The organism is Pseudomonas sp. GL-R-26, assembly GCF_019947365.1.
GTDB lineage: Bacteria > Pseudomonadota > Gammaproteobacteria > Pseudomonadales > Pseudomonadaceae > Aquipseudomonas.
Map to the genome: position 1 here is coordinate 14,213 of NZ_JAGYGI010000040.1, position 23,636 is coordinate 37,848.

The following is a 23,636-nucleotide window of genomic DNA, read 5'->3' on the forward strand; positions in this document are numbered from 1 at the left end:
ACTGAAATCTGGAACCAGCCACTAGTTAAGTCAAAAAACCGTGCACAGTCAAATTTATGGCGCACTTGTTTGGATTAACTTGGGGTTAATTAACCAAACAGATGGTAAACCTTTGCCGCGCTCTTCGCTTGATTGATCTGCGACATCTCATCGACTATCGCCTGGCGCTCGCCCATCGTCGCGGTCAGCAACTCTTTGTAAACGGCCAGCAACCCTTCCAGATTAGTCCGCACCGCGTCTTCGTCGATGGGCGCGTCGCTGAGCACTTCGTCGACGCATTCGCGACACGCCGCATCCAGCTCGCCAATGGCATCCCAGTTGCGCGCCGCCAGGGCGTCGACCAAGGCTTCACGTGTTTCTTCAATCCGCCGCAGTGCTTGACTCATGACGTCATCCTCAGACCCTCGGGCCTATTGATTGGCAATGGCATCCCAACCGCTTTTGAGGGTTTCGAGCAAACCCGATACTTCGTCGATGATCGCCGCGTTGTTATCGCGATTGGCTTCCATCAGACGCGTCATCATGTAGGCGTACAAATTGTCGAGCTGTTGCAGCGATGCCGGATCTTCGGTCTTTTCCGGGTTCAAGCCATCACGCAGGCCGATGATGATGTCCACGGCCTTGCCCATCATCAAACCCTTGAGTGCAGTGTCGCCCCGCTCCATGGCACCTTTGGCCTGGGCCATGCGGTCCAGCCCGCCCTCCATCAGCAGCTGTACCAGGCGATGGGGGTTGGCTTCAGATATCTGGGCATGGGAATTGACCTTCTGATATTGGCGAAGGGCTCTCATGGGGTTCATGTTTCTACCTCGTGACAGACAACAGCTTGAAATTGGGAAGGCTCTGATCTTTATGTCGACTGAGCGACACATAACTTTAACGCAGACCCGCCACCAAAGAAAAAAACCCAGACACTGCCATGACAGCCTGCCTGGGTTTTTTTATGCCTGATCCGGATCAGTCCGACTTCGGATTGTTCAGCGCATTGAGCGTGGTCATGATGCTGTCGCTCTGGGCGCGCAGCCTGGCCACCAGGGAGTCCATCGCGGTGTACTTGGCGCTCAGGCTCGCTTGCAAGCTGGTCATCCGCGCATCGAGGGTGTCCTGCTGCTTCTTCAGGTCGTTCAGGCTGTCGGTCAGGCTTGCCGAACGCGCAGCGAACACGCCAGTCTTGCTCAGCGCGAAGCTGTCAGTGGCAGTCTTCATACGCGCCAGCAGCCCGGTATCACCAGTAAGAATACCGTTGATGTCGGCGGCATTGGTTAGCGCAGCAGCATCGAAAAGCTTGTCATCGATCGACAACAACCCTGTCTTCTGGTCAGTCTTGACACCGAACTGAGCGAGCGATTTCAGCTGACCAGTCCCGCCCATCGCATTCAGCTCGGTACGCACCGCCGACACCAATGAACGCAGTGAGGCATCGCCAGTGAGAGTCCCCGACGTCACCGAACCATCGGGATTGGTAGTGACTTGGGTCTCAGTGTTGGCCGCTCGGATCAGGGCATTGTAGGTATCGACAAAACCCTTGACCGAAGACTTCAGCGTCGAGCTGTTCGCAGCGATGCTGATGGTGGCCGGCGTCGCCGCACCACCACCGGACGGAACCGGGGAAACGCCGTTAAGCTTGACTGTAATCCCGCTCACGGCATCAGCAATTGTATTGCTCTTGGAAGTCATCGAAACGCCATCCAGAACGTACTCGGCATTCTGAGGCAGAGCAAGGACCGAACTACCTGTTTCCAGCCCCGAGGTACCTGACAGGATCAAGTCTGAGCCAACACCGGTCGTGGCCGAGGTCAACACCATTCGAGAACCGCTGGCATCGGTCAGGATGTTGGCACTCAATCCCTGGTTGGCGTACTGCGAGTTGATCGAATCACGGACCTGCTGCAATGTTGCGCCGGCAGGAATGCTGACGTCATACGTGCTGGTACCCTGTTTAATAGTCAACGTGGTCGGTGTAGCACCGGCGTTCACAACTGAAGAGGCTCCGTCAGTAAAGACCTTGGTCGAAATTTTCGACGCGGTAGCCAACTTGGTGACCAGCAACGAGAAATTACCGGCGGCCGCGCCATTACCCATCGTAATGGAAGCAACTTTTTCGTCGGACGATGTACCAGTCAGCCCGCTGAAGCTGGCGGTGTTTTTCATGTTGTCCAGCGCGCCACGGAAGGCATCTAGCGCCGCCTGGATTTTGCCAATGGACGACAGCGAGGTGGTCGCTTTCAGCGTTTGGCTGTTGATCTGCGTCTGCTTCGGCGCTCTTTCGGAGTCCACCAAAGACTTCACAATCGCCTGGGTATCGATGTTCGAACCAATACCGCTAACCGATGTACCCGCCATCATCTCTCTCCTTATCCAGTGGCTGCCGTTTTCTTGACCAGGAACGTTTTAAACAGCGACAGCAACAAAATTCATGCCAGTTCAGACTTTGTCGTCAAACAACAAACTACTGGCGTCCGACAGGCTTTGTGCCAGTTTAAGTGCAGCTTCGGACGGGATCTGACGAATCACCAGGCCCGTTTCGGTGGCGATGACCTTGACCACGACCCGGCCAGTGGAGTCATCAATGGAAAAATCCAGATTGCGCTGGGCAGCCTGGACAAATTCCTGAATATCGGTGACCGCTTTTTCCAGCTCGTCACGTTTTGGCTTGGCGTTCGAAGCCTTCACCTCTTCAACCTTGGGCTGCTCCGGTGATCCCGTGACATTCGGCGTTACGCCCTGAAGGGCAACGGCGGGATAGGACTGGTTCAACTTGACGCTCATGTCCATGCCTGATCTCCTCATCATGAAAAAACAAAAGGGCGCGTAAACGCGCCCTTCCGTCAATTACCAAGCGCCGGAATTAACCCAGCAGCTTCAGCACAGCCGATGGCAGCTGGTTAGCCTGGGACAGGATCGCGGTGGAAGCCTGTTGCAGGGTTTGCTGCTTGGTCAGCTGAGCAGTTTCCGATGCGAAGTCAACGTCCTGGATCACGCCACGTGCAGCAGTGGAGTTGTCCGAGATGCTGCGCAGGTTCGACACGGTGCTGTCGAAACGGTTTTGCACGGCACCGAGGTCAGCACGCTGGGAGTCGATGTTGCTGATCGCCTTGGTGATCACGTCGATGGCGTTCTGCGCGTTGGCGGCAGTGGTCACGTCAGTGTTGGATACGGTGGTTTTAGTGGAGCTGACAGCAGCGCCGCCGAACAAGCCAGTCAAAGTACCGGCAGCTGCCTCAGTCATCGAGTAGCTGCTGGTGGAGTTCAGCGAGACCGCGCCAACGGCAGTCAAACCAGCAGCGAGTACAGCAGAAGTGCCGAGGGTGCCGGAAGCATTCTTGGTCGCAACCGAAATGGTGTTCGCAGCACCACCCAGAGCACTGAACGCCAGGTTTTCGCCGGTATCGGACTTCACCGACAGGGTGTTGGCTTTGGCATCATAGTTAACGCTGATACCCAGTTTTGCAGCGCCCGACTTCATCTGATCAGCAAGATCGGAAAGGCTGGTTACACCCACAAATTTAACCGCCGCACCAGCTACAGTCATGGTGAAGTCACTGGCGGCAATAGTAGCAGTAGGCAGGGTGAAAACTGCTTCTGTGCTGGCAGTTGCAGACAAACCGCTTACAGCGCCGTCCAGCTTGGAAGCAATCGACTTGGCCGAATCAGTGGTAGTGGTGACTACGTTAGCGGTTGCACCACCTCCGTTGACAACGATCGTGCCGCCGGCGATAGCCGTTGCAGATGGAGTGATGCTGGTGCTTTTCACTTGTTGCGAACCAATGTTGCTAGCCGAAACGTCGCCCAGAGTCATGTTGATGGTCTGGTTGGCGTTAGCACCCACTTGGAAAGCGGTAGTACCGAAAGAACCGTCCAGCAGGTTACGACCACCGAAAGTAGTGGTGGTAGCGATACGGGTCAGTTCGGAAGTCAGAGCCGAGTACTCGGCGTTGTTCGACTTACGGTCTTCAGCGCTTGGCGAGCCGTTCGCGGAAGCCAGAGCCAGGGTACGCATTTTTTGCAGGATGTTGGTGGATTCCTGCATCGCGCCTTCAGCCGTTTGCGCGATGGAGATACCGTCACCGGCGTTCTTGATGGCAGTGCCCAGGCCGTTGATCTGGCTGGTCAGACGGTTGGAAATCTGCAGGCCGGCAGCGTCGTCTTTAGCGCTGTTGATACGCAGGCCGGAGGACAGGCGCTGCATGGAGGTCTGCAGGTTACCGGAAGCTTTGTTCAGGTTGTTCTGAACGGTCAAGGAAGCAAGGTTGGTGTTTACGGTTAAAGCCATGACGAAATCCTCGTTGGATGGATACTGCGGCTTCCGGCCCTGGCTACCGCCTGGTGTGGCCTAGAGAACCTACGTAATAGTTATCGTCGTGAAGAGGCTTTGCTTGAGCGGTTTTTTGCAAATTTTTAGTGGCAGCGTGCCAGCCCTTTATTTTCAAGGCTTTACAGCCAGAAAATCGGCGCCATAAAAAAGCAAAACGCCCGGCAACTTACGTTACCGGGCGTTTTTTATGCCTGTATTCCAGCTATCAACCGCGATAGAGAATCGCCGAGCCCCAGGATAGACCTACCCCGAAGCCGCTGATGGCCACGCGCGTCCATTTCGAATCGAACACATGGTTTTGCAGCAGCAGCGGAATGCTGGAGGAAACCGTGTTGCCGGTTTCGAGCATGTCCTTGACGAACTTCTCCGGCTCACCTTCTTCGAAGCGGCGCGCTACGGCATCGACGATGGCCGCGCTGCCCTGGTGAATGCAGAAGGCATCGATGTCGCTGGCCTGCAAGTTCGACTCATCCAGCAGCTCATGCAAATGCGCCGGGACTTTCAACAAGGCGAAGTTGAAGACCTGGCGGCCATTCATGAAGAACACACCGTCGGTGACCTTCAGGTGCGGCGCGCCAGAACCGTCGGTGCCGAACTTCGACTTGCCCAGCTGCCAGACAGCGTTTTCGCCCATCCAGGTCGCAGTGGCGGCATCACCGAACAACATGGTGGTGTTGCGGTCTTCCGGGTCGACGATCTTCGAATACGGATCGGCGGTGATCAGCAAGCCGTTTTTCAGACCTGCCGCTTCCATGAAGCCTTTGATCGCGTAGATGCCGTACACATAGCCGGAACAGCCCAGGGAAATATCGAAAGCGGCGACATGGGTCGGCAGGCCCAGCTTGTCTTGAACGATCGCTGCGGTGTGCGGCAACCCTTCTTCATCACCGTTCTGGGTGACGACGATCAGGCAATCGATGGCTTCACGTTTGAGCTCGGGGCTGGCGGCGAACAGCGCTTTGGCGGCTTCGACACACAGATCGGACGTTTCCTGATCGGCATCCATACGCGGCAAAAACGCCGAACCGATCTTGCCAAGGATGAAGGTTTCGTCCTTGTCGAACTTTGCACCCTGGGCGTAGTTATCAACCCCGGCTGCCGGCACGTAACTCGCAATATTTTTTATGCCAATCATTATGGCTTCCCAATAATAAACAGCTGAACATCGCCGCTCGCTGAATCGAGGGCGTCTACAGTCAGGGCCTGGCATCGTCGGCGCTCAAGCAAACAGCTTGAACAGTCCGCCACCTTTCACCGCCCGCAGACAGGATACAGTGAAGATGCGCGTTTTGACTGACGGGTCACTCAGAGATCAGTGCTTTATTTGATTTTATGGTCCGGATCCCGCCCCACCCTGCTATGCGACGAGCCGAAAAAAGGCAAAAAAAAGCCAGTCCCCCATGAAAGGGACTGGCCGCGAGCGGTCAAGACCGACTCAAAGCTTGTTGAACAGGCTCAACTGGGAAACTTTGGCAAACGCCAGTTGCGCGGCCTGCAGCATGGTCTGCTGCAAGGTCAGGCGCGTCAGCACTTCCGCCGGGTCAGTGTTCTTGATCGAATTGCCGGTCGATTCGTTGATCAGGCCGGAACTCGTGTTCTGATCTGCCTGCATATCCATCACATTGCCCCGTGCACCGATCGCACCACGCGCCATGTCGACCTGGTTCTTGGAATTGTTCAGGTTGGCAATGGCGGAAGCGACGGTGTCTTCCATAAAACGCTGGGCGACAGGGTTGCCTTGGGTCGGCGCGTCGAGCGCCGAACGCAGCTGGCTGATGGTATCGAGGACGTTCTGGGTCTGGTGGGTATTGACCGCGATATCAAACTGATCACCTGCCGCCGGAGTCGGCGGTGTGCCGCCCAAAGTGAAGCTGACACCCGCCGCCGTCGCCACGCCTGCCACTACAGTCCCTGTGGTAACCGGGGTACTGGTGCTGGTCAGTGGGCGCGCGTACAGCTCGAAGGCTCCAGGACCGGTGAACTTCAGGACTGCGCCGCCTTCAGGGAAGAAGCTCTTGTAGTCGGCAGCGTTGGTTACCGTAGTCTGGGCAATGATCGCCGTCGATGGGTTGTTCGGAGCGCGGTTGGCGACGAAGCTGTCCGGCTTGGCCGTCAACTGGAAGCTGTGACCGGCGATCACGGCGTCGGCACTGGCGGAGTCGGCAGGTGTGTCACCCGGCTGGAAAGTGATGTCCAGCTTAAAAGTCACACCACGGAAGTTGACGTCGGAACCGCCTTTGGCACTCGGATCAAACTTGCCACCACCGGTCGCTTCCGCCGTCACGTCATTACCCAGCGCATCGGTAATCACGAACTGGGTACTGCTGGTGAACGACATGGTGTAAGGCTGACCGTTGCGGAAACTCGCATCGAAGGCCGGACCGGAATTTACCAGTCCCGGGGACAAGTCCACCCGCCCGTCATTAACGGCAGGTGCTGTCATCGTGGTCGAACTGCGGGCGGCATTGATTGCCTGCTGGAAAACGTCCCAACCGGTATCGTTCAGGCCCAGGGACATCGAATCGCCGATCTTCAGTTCCAGCTGGGTCTGGTCGCCCTGATAGCTGTAAGTGCCGTCACTGTTGTGTACAAACGGCTGAGTGTTGTTACTCGCACCGGAGAAAATGTACTTGCCGCTGGCATCCTTGCTGTTCATCAGGCTTAGCAATTGCTCTTCGGACTGCTTGAGTTCGGCGGCGATGGATTTACGGTCATCGTCGTTCAACGAACCGCCACCGGCTCGTATCGCCAACTCACTGACTTTTTGCAGCACGTTGTTGATGCTGTCCAGCACGCTCTCTTCCTGCGCCTGCGCCGTGTTCAACGCGCTGATGTTGGTGGTGTATTGCCCCAACATGGCTTTTTGCTGCTCGAGTTGCAGCAACCGCGCCGCGCCGACAGGATCGTCCGCCGCGGTCTCGAGCTTCACGCCGCTGCTGGCCTGCTCGGCCGTCTTCATCACATTGTTGAGGTTACGAGAATAGTTGGCGGCCGTCGTGGCGTAATACTGTGCTGTAGAAATGCGCATGTTCTACGGCTCCTTAAAGGGCATTGATCAGGGTGCTGAAAATTTCCTGCGCAGTCTTGATGATCTGCGAAGAGGCCGTGTAGTACTGCTGGAACTTGGTCAGGTTGCCAGCCTCTTCATCGAGATCGACACCAGACAGCGAGTCACGGGCGTTTCGAGCGCCAGTCAAGATGGTATCGGTAGCCGTTGCATCCAGTTGCCCCTGCTTGGTCAGCGAGCCGACCTTCGATACCAGACCACCATACGCATCGGTAAAGCTCACACCCGGACTGGTCGCAGTTGCACCGACTGTCGCCTTGGTTTGCAGACCGAGCAAGGCCTGGGCGTTGCGGTTGTCGGTACTGTCGGCCGCAGTCATGGAAATGTTGAAGCTGTCCCCCGAAGCAGGGCTGCCGCTGACGGTCATTCCCACATTGAAGGTTTTGGCGTTGCCACCGGCATCGGTGTAAGGCACTGCGATACTCAGGTCGTTGTTCTGACCTGGCACAATGTTGCCGGTACCGATGCTGTTGCCCTTGGAATCGAACACTTCATAAGCGGTAGCACTGGTCATCAGCATGCGCACGGGCATCGATGTCTTGACCGCCGTCTGCACTTCCAGGCGCTGGACCGGATCGTAGATATCCAGAGTGGTGGTCAAGTTCGGCTGGCTGACAGCACCGGTGCCGCCATTCCCCGAGGCCTTGGTGGAGGTCAGCGGTGCGGACGTAGCCAGGGTTTTGGTATCGGTCATGACCGTGGTCATGTCCGCAGCACCGCTACGGGTCGGGGTAATCTTGAAGGAGTCCCCGACAGCGACCGAACCACTGTTCAAGCTCAGGCTCAATCCATCGATGACCGGGTCGGCCGCAGGAGGCGTGGCGAAAGCGAAGTTACCCATGTTGGTGTTATCCGACAGTCGGCGTACGTTGTAGCCCGTGGCGGTGACTGTGACCTGATAATCACTGGCTTGCAGCTTGCTGGTGTCTTTGATGGTGACATTCAGATTGCCGGACGCCGGATTGTTGTTGGCACTGGCAATACTGCGCTGGCTGATGGCCGCCGCGCTATTGATGTTGTTGAACAGTGCCGCACCGAAGTTACCGCTCTGATCCAGGCCCTGCCCCAGCTGCTTGTTGACCTGATCGGCCACAACCATGGCGATACGCCCCAGGTTGTTAACCGCGGGCGTCAGAACTTCAGTGCGATAGCGCAACAATCCACCCATCTGGCCGCCGCTCATCACACCCGTGATATCGATCGACGAACTACCTCGATCCATGATGATCGAGGCACGAGTAGGGTCGGCCGGGTCGACCGCCACGCGCAATTTATTGACCGTGTCGCCGATAACCAACGGCTGGCCGCTACCCAGGTAGATATCCAGTCGGCCGTCGGTTTCGGTGACCTGTGTGCCAACCAGTTCGTTGAGCTGGCGGATAGTTTCGTTACGCTGATCCAGCAATTCATTGGGCGTTCCACCCGAACTACTAACTTCACCAATTTTTTTGTTGTAGGCCGCAACGGTCGACGCCAGTTTGTTGACCTGATCGGCCATCGAGCCCAACTGATCATTGATGTACGACCCCTGCTGCTTCAACTGCTGGGACATCGCATTGAAACGGCTGCTCAAGCCCTGGGCATTGGTCAACAAAGCCTGGCGCGAAGCATTGTCGTTGGCGTTGCCGGACAACGTTTGCAGTGACGAGAAAAATGACTGCAGTGTCTTGGTAATACCGGTACCACTGTCGGACAGCAACTTGTCCACTTGCGTCGCCTGCCCAAGATAAGCCTGCGCATCGCCGTTAAGCGAAGTGGTGGTCTGCAATTGTGCATCAAGGTAGCTGTTATAGACCCGACGCACATCAGCCAGAGTAGTGCCAGTGCCGATGAACACATTGCCATTCTGTATAGAGCTTTTGGTTCCCTGGACAGTTTGCTGGCGCGAGTACCCGACGGTATCGACGTTGGAAATGTTATTACCCGTAGTCACCAACGAAGCGTGACTGGCGGACAAACCCGACATCCCGATATTGAGCAAACTCATGGTTCAAACCTTATACCTTGTGCCTATAAAGGCGTGGTGGAAACGCCCGCCGCAGCGTAGTTCTGGTAACTCGTCATCTGCTTGGCTATCTGCGAAATCTTGCTTGCGTAGTCCGGGTCGGTTGCGTAACCGGCCTTCTGCAACTCGCGTACAAACTGTTCTGGGTTATCGGCCGACTTCACGACATCTTGATAGCGATTGTTGGTCTGCAGCAAAGTCACAAGGTCATGGAAACTGTCCTTGTAGGAGTCGTAGGAACGGAACTCGGCCGTCTCCTTGACCATCTGCCCATCCCTGAATTCGCTGGTGATCGCCCGCGCCGAACTGCCCTGCCAGCTATTGCCGGCCTTGATGCCGAACAGGTTGTGGCTGCTGCTGCCGTCCTGAGCACGCATGACCGACTTGCCCCAGCCGGTTTCCAGGGCCGCCTGGGCCACCAGATAACGTGGATCGACACCGATGCGGGCGGCCGCCTCCTTGGCCATCGGCAACATGGTGTTGACGAACTGGTCGGCGGAACTGAAGGCTTTCTTCGCCGGCGCCAACGGAATCTGCGCCATGGCGCGACCATAGATCTGCATGCCGCCACTGGAGGCTTGCTGCGCGCTCGCCAGCCAGTCGCCGTTGTACAGCGGTCCCGTGCCGGTGCTTGTCGCGCGCTCAGGCAACGGTGTCTTGTTGATCGCCGTGGCAGCGGTCGTCGCCGAAGGCACCAGCCCGGCCAACAACCGATCAGCCAGTTTCGGCGGCAATGCCAGGCGCCGCTGATTGATCAGCGCCATGTCATTGCGATGGGCACCCTCGCCCGCTTCTTGCGGAGCGTGAACTGACCGAGAAGCCCACAACGGACGCTGACCATTGACCCGCGACAACGGGCCATTGATTGCCACCGTGCCTGCCGCCACCGGTGTTTGAGCGGCAGCCTTGGCAGCCTCTTGCTTGGCCAGCGACGCAGCGGCGGCCTCACCTGGGGCCATTGGTTTGTTCTTCGACATCTGGCGCATCAGCACGTCCGCCAGGCCGATACCTCCGCCCTCGCGGGACATGGAAACGGCCAGTTGCTGGTCGTACATTTCCTGGTACTGCTTGGCGGCCGGCGTGTTCATCGGATTGTCCTGCCCCAGCGCTTCGGTTGCCGAGCGCATGGACTTGAGCATCTCACCGAGGAACAGCGATTCGAACTCCTGCGCCACCTTGCGCATGTTGCCGTCGCTGTTCTTGTCGCCGACCTTGAGCTGATTCAGGCGATTGAGGTCCGAATAGGAGCCTGAATCGCTGCTGCTGACCTGACCGCTCTTGCGCATATCCACGATGGCCGTCCTCAGATCACGATCAGATCGGCTTGCAGGGCGCCGGCCTGCTTCAGCGCTTCGAGGATCGCCATCAAGTCACCCGGCGCCGCGCCGACCTGGTTCACCGCCCGCACGATCTCGTCGAGGGTGGTGCCTGGGCCGAACTTGAACATCGGCTTGGCTTCCTGCTGGGCGTTGACCTTCGAACGCGGCACCACCGCCGTCGTGCCATTGGACAGAGGGCCGGGTTGGCTGACGATCGGGTCTTCGGTAATGGTCACGGTCAGGCTGCCGTGGGTCACGGCGGCCGGGGAAACCTTGACGTTCTGGCCGATCACGATGGTGCCGGTACGGGAGTTGATGATGACTTTCGCCACCGCCTGGCCCGGATCGATTTCGAGGTTTTCCAGGATCGACAGGTAGTCGACCCGCTGGCTCGGATCGAGCGGCGCGGTCACACGAATCGAACCGCCGTCGATGGCCTGGGCCACGCCAGGGCCGAGCATGTTGTTGATCTTGTCGACGATGCGCTTGGCGGTGGTGAAGTCGGAACGGTTGAGGTTCAGCGTCAGGCTGTTGCCCTGGTTGAATCCGCTCGGCACCGCACGCTCCACCGACGCACCACCCGGGATGCGACCGGCCGACGGAACGTTGACGGTGATCTTCGAGCCGTCTCGCCCTTCCGCATCGAAACCACCGACCACCAGGTTGCCCTGGGCCACTGCATAGACGTTACCGTCGATACCCTTGAGTGGCGTCAGCAGCAAGGTGCCGCCGCGCAAGCTCTTGGAGTTACCGATGGACGAAACGGTGATGTCGACCTGCTGACCCGGCTTGGCGAACGCCGGCAAATCGGCACTGATCGACACCGCCGCGACGTTCTTCAACTGCACGTTGCCAGAACCCGGCGGCACCTTGATGCCGAACTGCGAGAGCATGTTGTTGAAGGTCTGCAGGGTGAACGGGGTCTGCGTCGTCTGGTCGCCGGTGCCGTTAAGCCCGACCACCAGGCCGTAGCCGATCAATTGGTTGGAGCGCACGCCGGAAATGCTGGCGATGTCCTTCAGGCGCTCGGCTTGAGCGTTGAAGGCTGCCGACAGCAAGAGCCCGGCCACCAAGAGACTTCTGAAATTCAACATGGCCACCTAGAAAGGGAACAGCGGGCTGAGGAAGAAACGGTCGAACCAGCCTGGCTGACTCGCATCGGCAAACGAACCGGTGCCCGAGTAGGTGATGCGCGCATCGGCGACACGGGTCGACGGCACGGTGTTGTCGGTAGAGATGTCATCGGCGCGAACAAGGCCGGCAATCCGCACCAGTTCATCGCCGGTGTTGAGGGTCATCCACTTCTCACCGCGCACCGCGATGATGCCGTTGGGCAATACATCGGCGACGGTGACCGTGATCGAACCGGTCAGGGTGTTGCCCTGCGCCGCCTTGCTGTCACCCTTGGTCGCGCGGTCGCCTTCATAGCTGGCGTCCAGGCTCAGGTCACCACTGCCAAACGGGTTGTTGGTGTTGGGGGTGGAGCCGAACAGCGAGGTCAGGCCGATGCTGGCCTTGCTGTTCTTGCCAATTTGCGAGTTGGCGTTTTTGCTGGCCTGGGTCCTTTCGTTCAGGGTGATGGTGATGATGTCACCGATCCGGAACGCCTTGCGGTCGCCGTAGAGGTTCTGTTCGAAACCGGCCTGATAGATCGAGCCGTTGTTCGCGGCTGCCGGCAACGGCGTGCGCGGCAACACCGGAGCGTAGTAAGGGTCATTGGGCTTGGGCGTCGCAGGCACGCAGCCTGCGAGCGCGGTGATCCCACTCAGTGCCAGAACAGATACGTAGCGATTCATGACCCTACCTCACGGTGTTGCAGGCGACCCGATGGCCGCCACATAGACTTGATTACAGATTCTGCGTTACGAACGAGAGCATCTGGTCGGCGGTGGAGATCACCTTGGAGTTCATCTCGTAGGCGCGCTGGGTGGTGATCATGTTGACCATCTCCTCAACGGTGCTGACGTTGGACGTTTCCAGGGTGTTCTGCAGCATGGTGCCGAAACCGTTCAGGCCTGGTGTGCCGACTTGCGGCGCGCCACTGGCGGCGGTTTCCAGGAACAGGTTGTTGCCCACTGCCTGCAGGCCGGCCGGGTTGATGAAGTCGGCGGTTTGCAGGTTGCCGATCACCTGGGCAGCCGGGTTGCCGGCAACGGTGATGGACACGGTGCCGTCGCGGCCGACCGTGAAGGTCTGCGCGTCGTTCGGAATGACAATGGCCGGTTCCAGGGCAAAGCCGCTGGCGTTGACGATCTGGCCGTTGGAGTCCAGGTGGAACGTACCGTCACGGGTGTAGGACGTGGTGCCGTCCGGTTGCAGGATCTGGAAGAAACCGCGGCCGTCGATGGCCATGTCCAGTGGCTGCTCGGTGGTTTGCAGGCTGCCGGCGGTGAAGTTTTTCTGGGTGCCGACGATGCGCACACCGGTACCCAGTTGCAGACCCGACGGCAGTTCGCTGTCCTGGGTCGACTGGGCGCCTGGCTGACGCTTGATCTGGTAGAGCAGGTCCTGGAACTCGGCGCGGTCACGTTTGAAACCCGTGGTCGACACGTTGGCCAGGTTGTTGGAAATGGTGGTCAGGTTGGTGTCCTGGGCGGACAGACCTGTCTTGGCAACCCATAGAGCCGGAAGCATTCGATTCTCCTCGTGCGCCTGTTTTACGGCGCGACGTTCTGGTAATTAGCTGATCTGCAAGACCCGAGCCATGGCTTGGTCATCGTCTTTGGCGGTGTTCATCATCTTGATGTGCAGCTCGAACTGCTTGGACAAGGCCAGAACCGAGGTCATTTCTTCCACGGCATTGACGTTGCTCGACTCGAGGAACCCGGACACCAGCTTGACGTTGGCATCGGCCTGCGCAGGCGCGCCGTCCTTGGTGTGGATCGAACCATCCAGGCCCTTGGTCATGTTCTTGAGGTCCGGGTTGACCAGCTTGATTCGGTCGACTTCAGCCATTACCCGAGGACCTTCGCCCATCGCGCGGATGCTGATGGTGCCGTCCTCGCCGACTTCGATCTGCTGCTCCGGCGGCACCGCAATCGGCCCGCCATTGCCCATGACCGGCATGCCGTTGCCGGCACGCAGCACGCCCAGGGCGTCAACGTTCAGGCTGCCGGTGCGCACGTAGCTTTCACCGCCATCGGGCGTCTGCACGGCAATCCAGCCGCCACCTTGCACGGCAACGTCGAGGTCGCGGCCGGTTTCCACCAGTGAGCCAGGGGAGAAATCCGTGGCCGGGCGTTCGGACATGGCAAACGCACGCGCCGGAAAGCTGTCACCGAACACCGGCATCGAACGGGCCTGCTCCAGGTCTTTCTGGAAGCCGTTGGTGGAGATGTTCGCGAGGTTGTTGGCATGAGCCTTTTGCGCCAGTGCATTCTGGCTGGCGCCGGTCATTGCCACATAAAGGTACTTGTCCACAATTGTTCCTCTGCCTGCCGGACGTTTGCCGTCCACTGCTGTACTGCTGAGCCATAAGCAATTTGCAGACCAACTTGTTTTTGACAGAGCGAGGCCCGGCAAACAGGGGGCTTGGGGGATTCAGAGGGGATTGGTGATTTGTATCAGAGACGAAAAACCGGCGGTGCCATGCCGGTGGGTGGCAAGAGTTCACCTCATTATCCTGTGGCAAGGGGGCTTGCCCCCGTTCGACTGCGGAGCAGTCGTAAATCCGGGCAACTCGGTGGATCTGAAAGATTGCGGGGGGCTGCTTCGCAACCCAACGGGGGCAAGCCCCCTCGCCACAAAAGCTCGACCACCAGAGACTCAGGTGTTGTCCTTGCCCACCTCATACTCGCGCAACTTGTTGGCAATGGTGGTATGCGAAACCCCGAGCCGCTTACCCAGTTGCCGACTGCTTGGATGCTCGGAATACAGCCGCTCCAGCACCGCCTTCTCGAAACGCCCGACGATCTCGTCCAGCCCACCCTCCAGCGAAAAATCGCCAAGGGGCTGACGCACACCATAATCCGGCAGGCGAATGTGCTCGGCCTTGACCGTTCCGCCATCGCACAGGGAAACCGCCTGGAACAGCACGTTCTCCAGTTGCCGCACGTTACCCGGCCAATGGTAGTGGCTGAGCCGCTCCATGGCCGCCGGGGCCAATTTCGGCAACGGACAACCAATCTGTCGGCTGGCCTGATCGAGGAAGTGCTCCACCAGCGGCGTCAATCCGTCGAGACATTCGCGCAACGGCGGGATGTGCAGCGACAACACATTCAAGCGGTGATAGAGGTCCTGGCGGAACTCGCCGCGAGCGCACAATTCGGACAGGTCGACCTGGGTCGCGCAGATCACTCGCACGTCGAGGTAGACCTCCTCATCGCTGCCTACTCGGCGGAAGCAGCCGTCCTGCAAAAAGCGCAGCAATTTCACCTGCAAGCGCGGGCTCATTTCCCCGACGCCATCGAGAAACAGCGTGCCGCCCGCCGTCAGCTCCAGCAACCCGAGCTTGCCTTCGGCACGCGCCCCTTCAAAGGCACCGGGGCCGTAACCGAACAATTCTGTCTCGGCCATGGACTCAGGCAGACCGGCGCAATTGAGCGCCATCAATGGCGACTGCCCTCGAGGACTGGCCAAGTGGCAAGCCCGCGCGAGCAGCTCTTTGCCGGTGCCGGTCTCCCCCTCGATCAATAGCGGCGCATCCAGTGGCGCCATGCGCCGGGCTTCGCGCACCACGGCGGCCATGACTTTCGAGCTTTGGAAGATACTGTCGAAGCCACGCAATTCCTGCTTGCGCACGTTGTAGATGCGCTCGCCCACCCGGTCGGCGCGGTGCAATGTCAGCACCGCACCGGCCATGGCCTCGCTGTCGTCATGCTCCGATTGCAGCGGCGCGATGTCGGCCAGAAACACGTCACCCTTGACCTTGACCCGCAGCCCGTTGATCCGCGACTTGTTGGCCCGTACCAGTTCCGGCAAATCGAAATCCTCGGCGTAGCGCGACAGGGGAATCCCCGGCACCTCGTCGACCCGCACCCCGAGCAACTGCGCCGCTGCCCGGTTGGCCGCGACGATGGAACCGCCCATGTCGATCGACAGCACCGGAAACTCCAGCGCACCGAGCAGTGCATTGAGCTCCATGTGCCGACGCTCGCTGGGCATCAGCCCTACACGCTTGACGCCAAACACTCCGGCAATCGCTTCGAATTTCGGGCGCAAGGCCTGGAACTGAATGTTGATCAGGTTCGGGCAATGCAGGTAGATGGCGTTGCCATGCTCACCGCCTACCTCACCGCGGGCCACGTTGATCCCGTACTCCACCAACAGGTTGAGAATGTCGCGCAGGATGCCGATGCGGTTCTGGCAGTGGACTTTGATACGCATGAAAAAGGCCCAAACAGTGAAGGACGAGGCCAATGGCAGGGATTTTTCTGCATGGGCGCTCAGATAGTCGTCAAGATTATGTGACAGGAAAGACGCTTTTCAAACCCGAAAATCTCAGCCACCGCGCAATAATCGCCAGCTCGTAACGAAAACTTTACGATTATCGAGGAATTTTCCTACGCATCACGCCGGACACCTGCTGCAACAGTGCAATCCTTGGAGTATTTCTAGGTCCATAGCAGTACATAACAAGAACGAAATCCCCTAGCAGGAGAGCAGCATGAAGCAGACGCAATACGTGGCTCGCGAGCCCGATGCGCAAGGTTTTATCGACTACCCCGCCGAAGAACACGCGGTGTGGAACACGCTGATCACTCGTCAACTGAAAGTGATCGAAGGGCGTGCGTGCCAGGAGTACCTGGACGGTATCGAAAAACTCGGTCTGCCCCACGACCGCATTCCTCAACTCGGCGAAATCAACAAGGTCCTCGGTGAAACCACCGGCTGGCAAGTTGCCCGGGTTCCCGCACTGATTCCCTTCCAGACCTTTTTCGAATTGCTGGCCAGCAAGCAGTTTCCGGTGGCGACCTTTATTCGTACCCGCGAAGAACTGGACTACCTGCAAGAGCCGGACATTTTCCACGAGATCTTCGGTCACTGCCCGCTGCTGACCAACCCGTGGTTCGCCGAGTTCACCCACACCTACGGCAAGCTCGGCCTCAAGGCGACCAAGGAAGAACGCGTCTACCTGGCGCGCCTGTACTGGATGACCATCGAGTTCGGCCTGGTCGACACCCCGCAAGGCCAGCGCATCTACGGCGGCGGCATCCTGTCTTCTCCGAAGGAAACCGTGTATTGCCTGTCGAACGAGCCTGAACATCAAGCCTTCGACCCGCTGGAATGTATGCGCACGCCGTACCGCATCGACATCCTGCAGCCGCTGTATTTCGCCTTGCCGAACCTCAAGCGCCTGTTCGACCTGGCCCACGAAGACATCATGGGCATGGTCAAGCAAGCGATGCAGATGGGTCTGCACGCACCGAAATTTCCGCCAAAACCAAAAGCCGCGTGATCCGCCGCTTTTAGAATCAAGTGAGCCTGTCAGAAACCATCGCTTTGGATTAGCGTGGTAGCACTGAGGGCCGATTTCCCAACATTCGATTTCAGGAACACATCATGACCGCATTAACTCAAGCCCATTGCGAAGCCTGCCGCGCCGACGCCCCACAAGTCAGCGACGAAGAACTGCCGATCCTGATCAAGCAGATCCCGGACTGGAACATCGAAGTACGTGACAGCATCATGCAGCTGGAAAAGGTCTTCCTGTTCAAGAACTTCAAGCACGCCCTGGCGTTCACCAACGCCGTCGGTGAAATCTCCGAGGCCGAAGGTCACCACCCGGGCCTGTTGACCGAGTGGGGCAAAGTGACCGTGACCTGGTGGAGCCACTCGATCAAGGGCCTGCACCGCAACGATTTCATCATGGCCGCGCGCACTGACGAAGTAGCCAAGGACGCTGAGGGGCGCAAGTAATGCACTTCGACGCCATCGGTCGAGTGCCTGGCGACCCGATTCTGGGCCTGATGGAGGCCTACGCGCAGGACCCGAACCCGCGCAAGTTCGATTTGGGCGTGGGCGTCTACAAAGACGCCCAGGGCCTGACGCCGATTCTCCAGTCGGTGAAACTTGCCGAGCAGCGCCTGGTGGATCACCAGTCCACCAAGACCTACATCGGTGGTCACGGCGAACCGGCGTTCGGCAAAGCGATCAATGAGCTGGTGCTGGGCGCCGACTCGAAGCTGATCAGCGCACAACGCGCCGGTGCCACCCAGACCCCGGGCGGCACCGGGGCTTTGCGCCTGAGCGCTGACTTCATCGCCCAGTGCCTGCCGGGGCGCGGCGTGTGGTTGAGCAACCCGACCTGGCCGATCCACGAGACGATTTTCGCGGCAGCCAAGGTCAAGGTCAGCCACTACCCGTACGTGGGCAGTGACAACCGTCTCGACGTCGACGGCATGCTGGCGGCGCTCAATGAAGCGCCCAAGGGTGACGTTGTGTTGTTGCACGCCTGCTGCCACAACCCGACCGGTTTCGACCTGTCCCAGGATGACTGGCAGAGGGTGCTGGAGGTAGTACGCAAGCGCGAACTGCTGCCACTGATCGACTTCGCGTATCAAGGATTCGGCGATGGGCTGGAACAGGATGCCTGGTCGACCCGGCTGTTCGCCGCCGAGTTGCCGGAACTGCTGATCACCAGTTCCTGCTCGAAGAACTTCGGTCTGTACCGCGACCGCATCGGCGCGCTGATTGTCTGCGCGAAAACCGCCGACAAGCTCACCGACATCCGCAGCCAGCTGGCCAACATCGCCCGCAACCTGTGGTCGACGCCGCCGGATCATGGTGCGGCAGTGGTCGCAACCATCCTCGGCGACCCGGAGCTGAAAAACCTCTGGGCTGACGAAGTGGAAGCCATGCGCCTGCGTATCGCCCAACTGCGCAGCGGTCTGGTGGAAGCGCTGGAGCCGCACGGTTTGCGCGAGCGCTTTGCGCACATTGGCGTGCAACGCGGGATGTTCTCCTACACCGGCCTGTCGCCTGAGCAAGTAAAGAACCTGCGGGATCATCACAGCGTGTACATGGTCAGCTCCGGCCGGGCCAACGTCGCCGGCATTGATGCCACGCGCCTGGATCTATTGGCCGAGGCGATTGCGAAGGCCTGCAAATAACCTTCAAACACTGCAAATCCCCTGTAGGAGCGAGCCTGCTCGCGATAGCGGTGCATCAGTCGACATCAACGTCGAATGACACTCCGCCATCGCGAGCAGGCTCGCTCCTACAGTTTTTCTGCAAACTGTTACCGATCTGTCTATACAACCCCACCCGTCGAAACAAATGGATATAAACGTCCGTTTGTCATTTTCAGTGCTGTATCCTGCCCAGGCTTTTTTAAAGCGCGGATCTACCAGATCTATCAACAGACTTAGCGAGGAGCGCAACCATGCACGAGATTCCTAATCTCCCCTTCCCAAGCCTGCACGTACCTGAGCAGACGACCACGCAGCAAGCCGGAGCTCAACAGCCCCAGCCGAAAGAAGCCACTGACAGCCGCCAGGCTGACAGAGAAGACTGAAACACCCGCCGCACAGACCGTGTGGAAAGCGCTACCATGCGCTTTCCACACTGCCTGAAATGAGCCTGACCATGACCGATGAATTCAGTGAAGCGCAGGCCAGCGTCCTGATCGGCACCGCCGAGAAAATGATCGAGATCTGGAATCGCCTCTCCCCCGAGAAACAAGCCACCTTGCTCGCCCGCTTCGGCACCCAGGAAAATGCGCTGGCCGCCCTGGTCACTACGCAGCTGGTCGCTCCCGCCAAACCTGAATGACACCGCCCGGCAAATAGTTTTACTTTTTCACAACTCAGGACCGTCCACACCGCTATCATAAGCAGCCTATCTATCCTGCTTTACCGTGGACCTTTACCCATGCCCGAAAACCAGCGCCCCCTGGCGGTCACGCTGCAAGTTGTCTCCATCGTCCTTTTCACCTTCATCGGCTACCTGAACATCGGCATCCCCCTGGCCGTATTGCCCGGTTACGTCCACAGTGACCTGGGCTTCGGCGCGGTGATCGCGGGCCTGGTGATCAGCGTGCAATACCTGGCCACCCTGCTCAGCCGCCCCTATGCCGGGAAGATCATCGACAACAAGGGCAGCAAACTGGCTGTGATGTATGGCCTGGCCGGTTGCGGCTTGAGCGGTGTGTTCATGCTGGTGTCGGCCTGGACCCAGAGCCTGCCGACCTTGAGCCTGATCAGCCTGTTGATCGGCCGGCTGGTGCTCGGCAGCGCCGAAAGCCTGGTAGGCTCGGGCTCGATTGGCTGGGGCATCGGCCGGGTCGGCGCGGCGAACACGGCCAAGGTCATCTCCTGGAATGGTATCGCCAGTTATGGCGCACTGGCTGTCGGCGCGCCCTTGGGCGTGTTGCTCGTCCATCGACTGGGCTTGTGGAGCATGGGGGTGAGCATTGTTTTACTGGCCGTGCTCGGCCTGCTGCTGGCCTGGCCGAAAACCGCCGCGCCGATCGTTGCCGGTGAGCGCCTGCCGTTCATGCACGTGCTGGGGCGAGTCTTCCCCCACGGCTGCGGCCTGGCCCTGGGCTCCATCGGTTTTGGCACCATCGCGACCTTCATCACCCTCTATTACGCCACGCAACACTGGGACAACGCGGTGCTGTGCCTGAGCCTGTTCGGCGCCTGCTTCATCGGCGCACGCTTGCTGTTCGGCAACCTGATCAACCGCCTCGGCGGCTTTCGGGTGGCCATTGCCTGCCTGTCAGTGGAAACCCTGGGATTGCTGTTGCTGTGGCTGGCACCGGATGCCCATTGGGCACTGGCGGGTGCGGCGCTGAGCGGCTTCGGCTTTTCGCTGGTGTTTCCGGCACTGGGCGTGGAGGCGGTCAACCTGGTCCCGGCCTCCAGCCGTGGAGCAGCCGTCGGCGCCTATTCGCTGTTCATCGACTTGTCGCTGGGGATCACCGGGCCGCTCGCCGGGGCCATTGCAGCCGGGTTCGGTTTCGCTTCGATCTTCCTGTTCGCCGCCCTCGCCGCACTCAGCGGTTTGATGCTGAGCCTTTACCTGCACCGGCAGGCACCGAAGCAACGCGAAGCGCGGGACGCCCGCTAGAAGTCGACCTTGCCGCGCCCGGCCTTGATGTTGCCGCGCTTGCTCTTGGATTCGAGGCGACGGGTCTTCGAGCCAAGGGTCGGCTTGGTCGGACGGCGTTTTTTCTCGACCTTGGTGGCACTGAGGATCAACTCGGTCAGCCGCAACAGCGCATCGGCGCGGTTCTGCTCCTGCGTCCGGTACTGCTGGGCCTTGATGATCAACACACCGTCACTGGTGATGCGGCTATCGCGCAGCGCCAGCAGCCGCTCCTTGTAGAACTCGGGCAAGGACGACGCTGGAATGTCGAAGCGCAGGTGCACGGCACTGGAAACCTTGTTGACGTTCTGCCCACCGGCGCCCTGGGCGCGAATGGCCGTCAACTCGATCTCGGCATCCGGCAGGTGCACGTTGTTGGAAATCACCAGCATGGAAAAGCGTCCGTATTCAGAACGTGCAGGATACCGCGAAAGGGTCGGACAAACGCGATCCCTGTGGGAGCGAGCTTGCTCGCTCCCACAGGGAAATGTGTATGCCCTGAAACAACAAACCCGGCACATGGCCGGGTTTGTTGTGACTGCGCTCTGCGTTTATTTCGCCGAAGAGCCCGCAACCTGCAGTGCATGTTGCGCACTGCGCTTGTTCTTGATGCCGTAGCAGACCCACATGAACACCAGCCACACCGGAATCGCATACACCGATGTCTGGATCCCCGGAATCAGCAGCATCACGCCAAGGATGAACAACACGAACGCCAGGCAGACGTAGTTCCCGTATGGGTACCACAAGGCCTTGAACAGCGGCGTCTGCTTGGTCTTGTTCATATGCTGGCGGAACTTGAAGTGCGAGTAGCTGATCATCGCCCAGTTGATCACCAGGGTGGCCACCACCAGCGACATCAGCAGTTCCAGCGCGTTTTGCGGGATCAGGTAGTTCAGCAGTACCGCGATCAGAGTCACGGCGGCCGAGGCCAGGATCGAACGCACTGGCACGCCGCGCTTGTCGATTTTCGCCAGGGCCTTCGGCGCGTCGCCCTGCTCGGCCATGCCCAGCAGCATGCGGCTGTTGCAGTAGGTGCCACTGTTGTACACCGACAACGCCGCGGTCAGGACCACGAAGTTGAGGATGTGCGCGGCGGTGTTGCTGCCCAGCATCGAGAACACTTGCACGAACGGGCTGCCGCTGTAGGAATCACCGGAGGCATTCAGGGTGGTCAGCAAGCTGTCCCATGGCGTCAGCGACAACAGGATGACCAGGGCACCGATGTAGAAAATCAGGATCCGGTAGATCACCTGGTTGATGGCTTTCGGGATCACGGTTTTCGGCTTGTCGGCTTCGGCTGCGGTGAAACCGAGCATTTCCAGACCACCGAAGGAAAACATGATGAAAGCCATGGCCATCACCAGGCCGTTGACGCCGTTCGGGAAGAAGCCACCGTGGGACCACAGGTTGCTGACCGCTGCTTGCGGGCCGCCATTGCCGCTGACCAGCAGGTAGCTGCCCAGAGCAATCATGCCGACGATCGCCACGACCTTGATGATCGCAAACCAGAACTCAGCCTCGCCAAAGACTTTGACGTTGGCCAGGTTGATGGCGTTGATCAGCACGAAGAAGGCAGCTGCGGAGACCCAGGTCGGGATGTCCGGCGCCCAGTAGTGGATGTATTTGCCGACCGCAGTCAGCTCGGACATGCCCACCAGAATGTACAGAATCCAGCAGTTCCAACCCGACAGGAAGCCGGCAAAGCCGCCCCAGTACTTGTGCGCAAAATGGCTGAAGGAGCCGGCCACCGGATCTTCGACGATCATTTCGCCCAGTTGGCGCATGATCATGAAGGCGATGAAGCCGCAGATGGCGTAGCCGAGGATCATCGACGGGCCGGCGGATTTCAGTACCCCGGCCGAGCCGAGGAACAAGCCGGTACCGATCGCGCCACCGAGGGCGATCAATTGAATATGGCGATTTTTCAGGCCGCGTTTCAGCTCGCCTGATTGCGGGTTTTGTCCACTCATGAAAAGGGTCTCACGCAAGGTTTGATGATGTTCAGTAGACGTTGCTGCTCAAGAAAGGCGTTAAGCGGCACCGATCAAACCCCAGCGCAGGCACCAGGAGTTCAGCGTAATTACAACGGTCATGCGTCACCTGTTTGTTTTTATCTGTGACGAAATCGAACCCGACACGCTCGTGACGCGACGGAGTGAACAAGGCGGATAGCCTTGAGGTGTGCGCAGATGCGCAGGAGGTCACAGGTAAAACGCGGCGCATTGTACACCCGTAACCCCCTGCTGCCAGACCCGCTGGACAAGCGTGTCTATGGCCGGGATTGCCTGTGTCCGCCCCGAGGGGCTCGGGCGGCTGCAAAAAATGGGTCAGACCCTTGCGGATCATCGACGGGAAAGGCTGGAAAACCGCCTCTCGCAGAGAGATGGAGATGGAGATGGACTACGGCGTTCATTGCGCCTCCTTTTTGTTATGCACCTGCACGACAGGCATGGCGCGCATAACACCCTGCATGGAGCGGTGAAACAAGCGGGATAGGGCGCTGATAGTGGGTAAAAAGATAAAAATGCGTAAGTTTTTCCTTACAACATTCAAGGAGTGGCGATTTCACGGGGTCAATCCGTGGATTTCGTCAGGTTTTCTTTACGGGGCGTAATTCTGACTTTCCACCCTGGACCTCTGGTGTGGCGGCTGAGGCTTTCGCGAGAAGGTGCACTCTGCCGAGCGCAAAAAAAAGGTGTGTGGCAACCGCCACACACCTCTACTACCTTCAGTTCAACTTTGTCGAGAAGGCCTCCTTATCCCGCCAGAATGAAGTCCGTCTGATCAACGGCCGCGCTGTTGACACCAACCAGGTGAATCGTGTCCCCACCGATCCCTACCACCGTGTCCGCCCCGTCAGCCGTTATGGTCACATTGGCAGCGAACGTCGCGCTGGTG

22 protein-coding genes are annotated in these 23,636 nt (G+C 59.0%); 6 read left to right on the forward strand and 16 right to left on the reverse strand.

Annotated features, from left to right (window positions below; genetic code table 11):
- Positions 1-89: 89 nt before the first annotated feature.
- The 14 genes from fliT to KGA96_RS26915 form a co-directional block, all read right to left on the reverse strand.
- Positions 90-386, reverse strand: coding sequence for a flagellar protein FliT (fliT, locus tag KGA96_RS26850; RefSeq protein WP_046037713.1), 297 nt, complete (start codon positions 384-386; stop codon positions 90-92).
- A gap of 24 nt (positions 387-410) precedes the next feature.
- Positions 411-800, reverse strand: coding sequence for a flagellar export chaperone FliS (gene fliS / locus KGA96_RS26855; protein ID WP_046037714.1), 390 nt, complete (start codon positions 798-800; stop codon positions 411-413).
- Between the two features lie 157 nt (positions 801-957).
- Entirely contained in the window at positions 958-2,343 is a 1,386-nt protein-coding gene (fliD, locus tag KGA96_RS26860; protein WP_223515557.1) for a flagellar filament capping protein FliD, read from the reverse strand.
- Between the two features lie 81 nt (positions 2,344-2,424).
- Complete coding sequence (locus KGA96_RS26865) at positions 2,425-2,775, reverse strand: flagellar protein FlaG (protein ID WP_223515560.1); 351 nt, start codon at positions 2,773-2,775, stop codon at positions 2,425-2,427.
- A 73-nt stretch (positions 2,776-2,848) separates the two neighbouring features.
- Entirely contained in the window at positions 2,849-4,273 is a 1,425-nt protein-coding gene (locus KGA96_RS26870) for a flagellin (RefSeq protein WP_223515563.1), read from the reverse strand.
- A gap of 247 nt (positions 4,274-4,520) precedes the next feature.
- Complete coding sequence (locus KGA96_RS26875; RefSeq protein WP_046037718.1) at positions 4,521-5,450, reverse strand: ketoacyl-ACP synthase III; 930 nt, start codon at positions 5,448-5,450, stop codon at positions 4,521-4,523.
- A 300-nt stretch (positions 5,451-5,750) separates the two neighbouring features.
- The gene (locus KGA96_RS26880; protein ID WP_046037719.1) at positions 5,751-7,343 is read right to left on the reverse strand and encodes a flagellar hook-associated protein 3; all 1,593 of its coding nucleotides are present in this window, start codon (positions 7,341-7,343) and stop codon (positions 5,751-5,753) included.
- A gap of 13 nt (positions 7,344-7,356) precedes the next feature.
- Positions 7,357-9,369 carry a flagellar hook-associated protein FlgK gene (gene flgK / locus KGA96_RS26885; protein ID WP_223515566.1) on the reverse strand — a complete coding sequence of 671 codons (2,013 nt, stop codon included), beginning with the start codon at positions 9,367-9,369 and terminating at the stop codon, positions 7,357-7,359.
- A gap of 23 nt (positions 9,370-9,392) precedes the next feature.
- Positions 9,393-10,679 (reverse strand): flagellar assembly peptidoglycan hydrolase FlgJ, encoded by a 1,287-nt coding sequence (gene flgJ, locus KGA96_RS26890; protein ID WP_046037721.1) that lies wholly within the window; start codon positions 10,677-10,679, stop codon positions 9,393-9,395.
- 11 nt (positions 10,680-10,690) lie between these two features.
- Entirely contained in the window at positions 10,691-11,800 is a 1,110-nt protein-coding gene (locus KGA96_RS26895; protein WP_046037722.1) for a flagellar basal body P-ring protein FlgI, read from the reverse strand.
- 6 nt (positions 11,801-11,806) lie between these two features.
- A complete protein-coding gene (flgH, locus tag KGA96_RS26900) occupies positions 11,807-12,502 on the reverse strand; it encodes a flagellar basal body L-ring protein FlgH (RefSeq protein ID WP_046037723.1) in 696 nt (231 codons plus the stop codon).
- 52 nt (positions 12,503-12,554) lie between these two features.
- Positions 12,555-13,340 (reverse strand): flagellar basal-body rod protein FlgG, encoded by a 786-nt coding sequence (gene flgG, locus KGA96_RS26905; RefSeq protein WP_046037724.1) that lies wholly within the window; start codon positions 13,338-13,340, stop codon positions 12,555-12,557.
- Between the two features lie 45 nt (positions 13,341-13,385).
- Positions 13,386-14,126, reverse strand: a complete 741-nt coding sequence (locus KGA96_RS26910; RefSeq protein WP_046037725.1) for a flagellar basal body rod protein FlgF — start codon at positions 14,124-14,126, stop codon at positions 13,386-13,388.
- 345 nt (positions 14,127-14,471) lie between these two features.
- Positions 14,472-16,031 carry a sigma-54-dependent phenylalanine hydroxylase transcriptional regulator PhhR gene (locus KGA96_RS26915; RefSeq protein ID WP_046037726.1) on the reverse strand — a complete coding sequence of 520 codons (1,560 nt, stop codon included), beginning with the start codon at positions 16,029-16,031 and terminating at the stop codon, positions 14,472-14,474.
- 280 nt (positions 16,032-16,311) lie between these two features.
- Here KGA96_RS26915 and phhA point away from each other — a divergent pair, with 280 nt between their 5' ends.
- The 6 genes from phhA to KGA96_RS26940 all read left to right on the forward strand — a co-directional run bounded on the left by phhA (position 16,312) and on the right by KGA96_RS26940 (position 20,717).
- Complete coding sequence (gene phhA / locus KGA96_RS26920) at positions 16,312-17,103, forward strand: phenylalanine 4-monooxygenase (RefSeq protein WP_046037727.1); 792 nt, start codon at positions 16,312-16,314, stop codon at positions 17,101-17,103.
- 104 nt (positions 17,104-17,207) lie between these two features.
- A complete protein-coding gene (locus KGA96_RS26925; RefSeq protein WP_046037728.1) occupies positions 17,208-17,564 on the forward strand; it encodes a 4a-hydroxytetrahydrobiopterin dehydratase in 357 nt (118 codons plus the stop codon).
- Positions 17,564-18,757: an amino acid aminotransferase gene (locus KGA96_RS26930; RefSeq protein ID WP_223467209.1), complete on the forward strand. Its 1,194-nt coding sequence runs from the start codon at positions 17,564-17,566 to the stop codon at positions 18,755-18,757. The genes KGA96_RS26925 and KGA96_RS26930 overlap by 1 nt, the downstream gene beginning before the upstream one ends.
- A 272-nt stretch (positions 18,758-19,029) precedes the next feature.
- Positions 19,030-19,161, forward strand: a complete 132-nt coding sequence (locus KGA96_RS29695; protein WP_008001812.1) for a hypothetical protein — start codon at positions 19,030-19,032, stop codon at positions 19,159-19,161.
- Between the two features lie 71 nt (positions 19,162-19,232).
- Complete coding sequence (locus tag KGA96_RS26935) at positions 19,233-19,418, forward strand: hypothetical protein (protein ID WP_046037768.1); 186 nt, start codon at positions 19,233-19,235, stop codon at positions 19,416-19,418.
- A gap of 99 nt (positions 19,419-19,517) precedes the next feature.
- The gene (locus KGA96_RS26940; protein WP_223515570.1) at positions 19,518-20,717 is read left to right on the forward strand and encodes an MFS transporter; all 1,200 of its coding nucleotides are present in this window, start codon (positions 19,518-19,520) and stop codon (positions 20,715-20,717) included.
- Here KGA96_RS26940 and arfB read toward each other — a convergent pair.
- Positions 20,714-21,127: an alternative ribosome rescue aminoacyl-tRNA hydrolase ArfB gene (gene arfB, locus KGA96_RS26945; RefSeq protein ID WP_008021374.1), complete on the reverse strand. Its 414-nt coding sequence runs from the start codon at positions 21,125-21,127 to the stop codon at positions 20,714-20,716. The two genes, KGA96_RS26940 and arfB, sit on opposite strands and share 4 nt — an antisense overlap.
- A gap of 159 nt (positions 21,128-21,286) precedes the next feature.
- Positions 21,287-22,708: an amino acid permease gene (locus tag KGA96_RS26950; RefSeq protein WP_046037732.1), complete on the reverse strand. Its 1,422-nt coding sequence runs from the start codon at positions 22,706-22,708 to the stop codon at positions 21,287-21,289.
- Between the last annotated feature and the right edge of the window lie 928 nt (positions 22,709-23,636).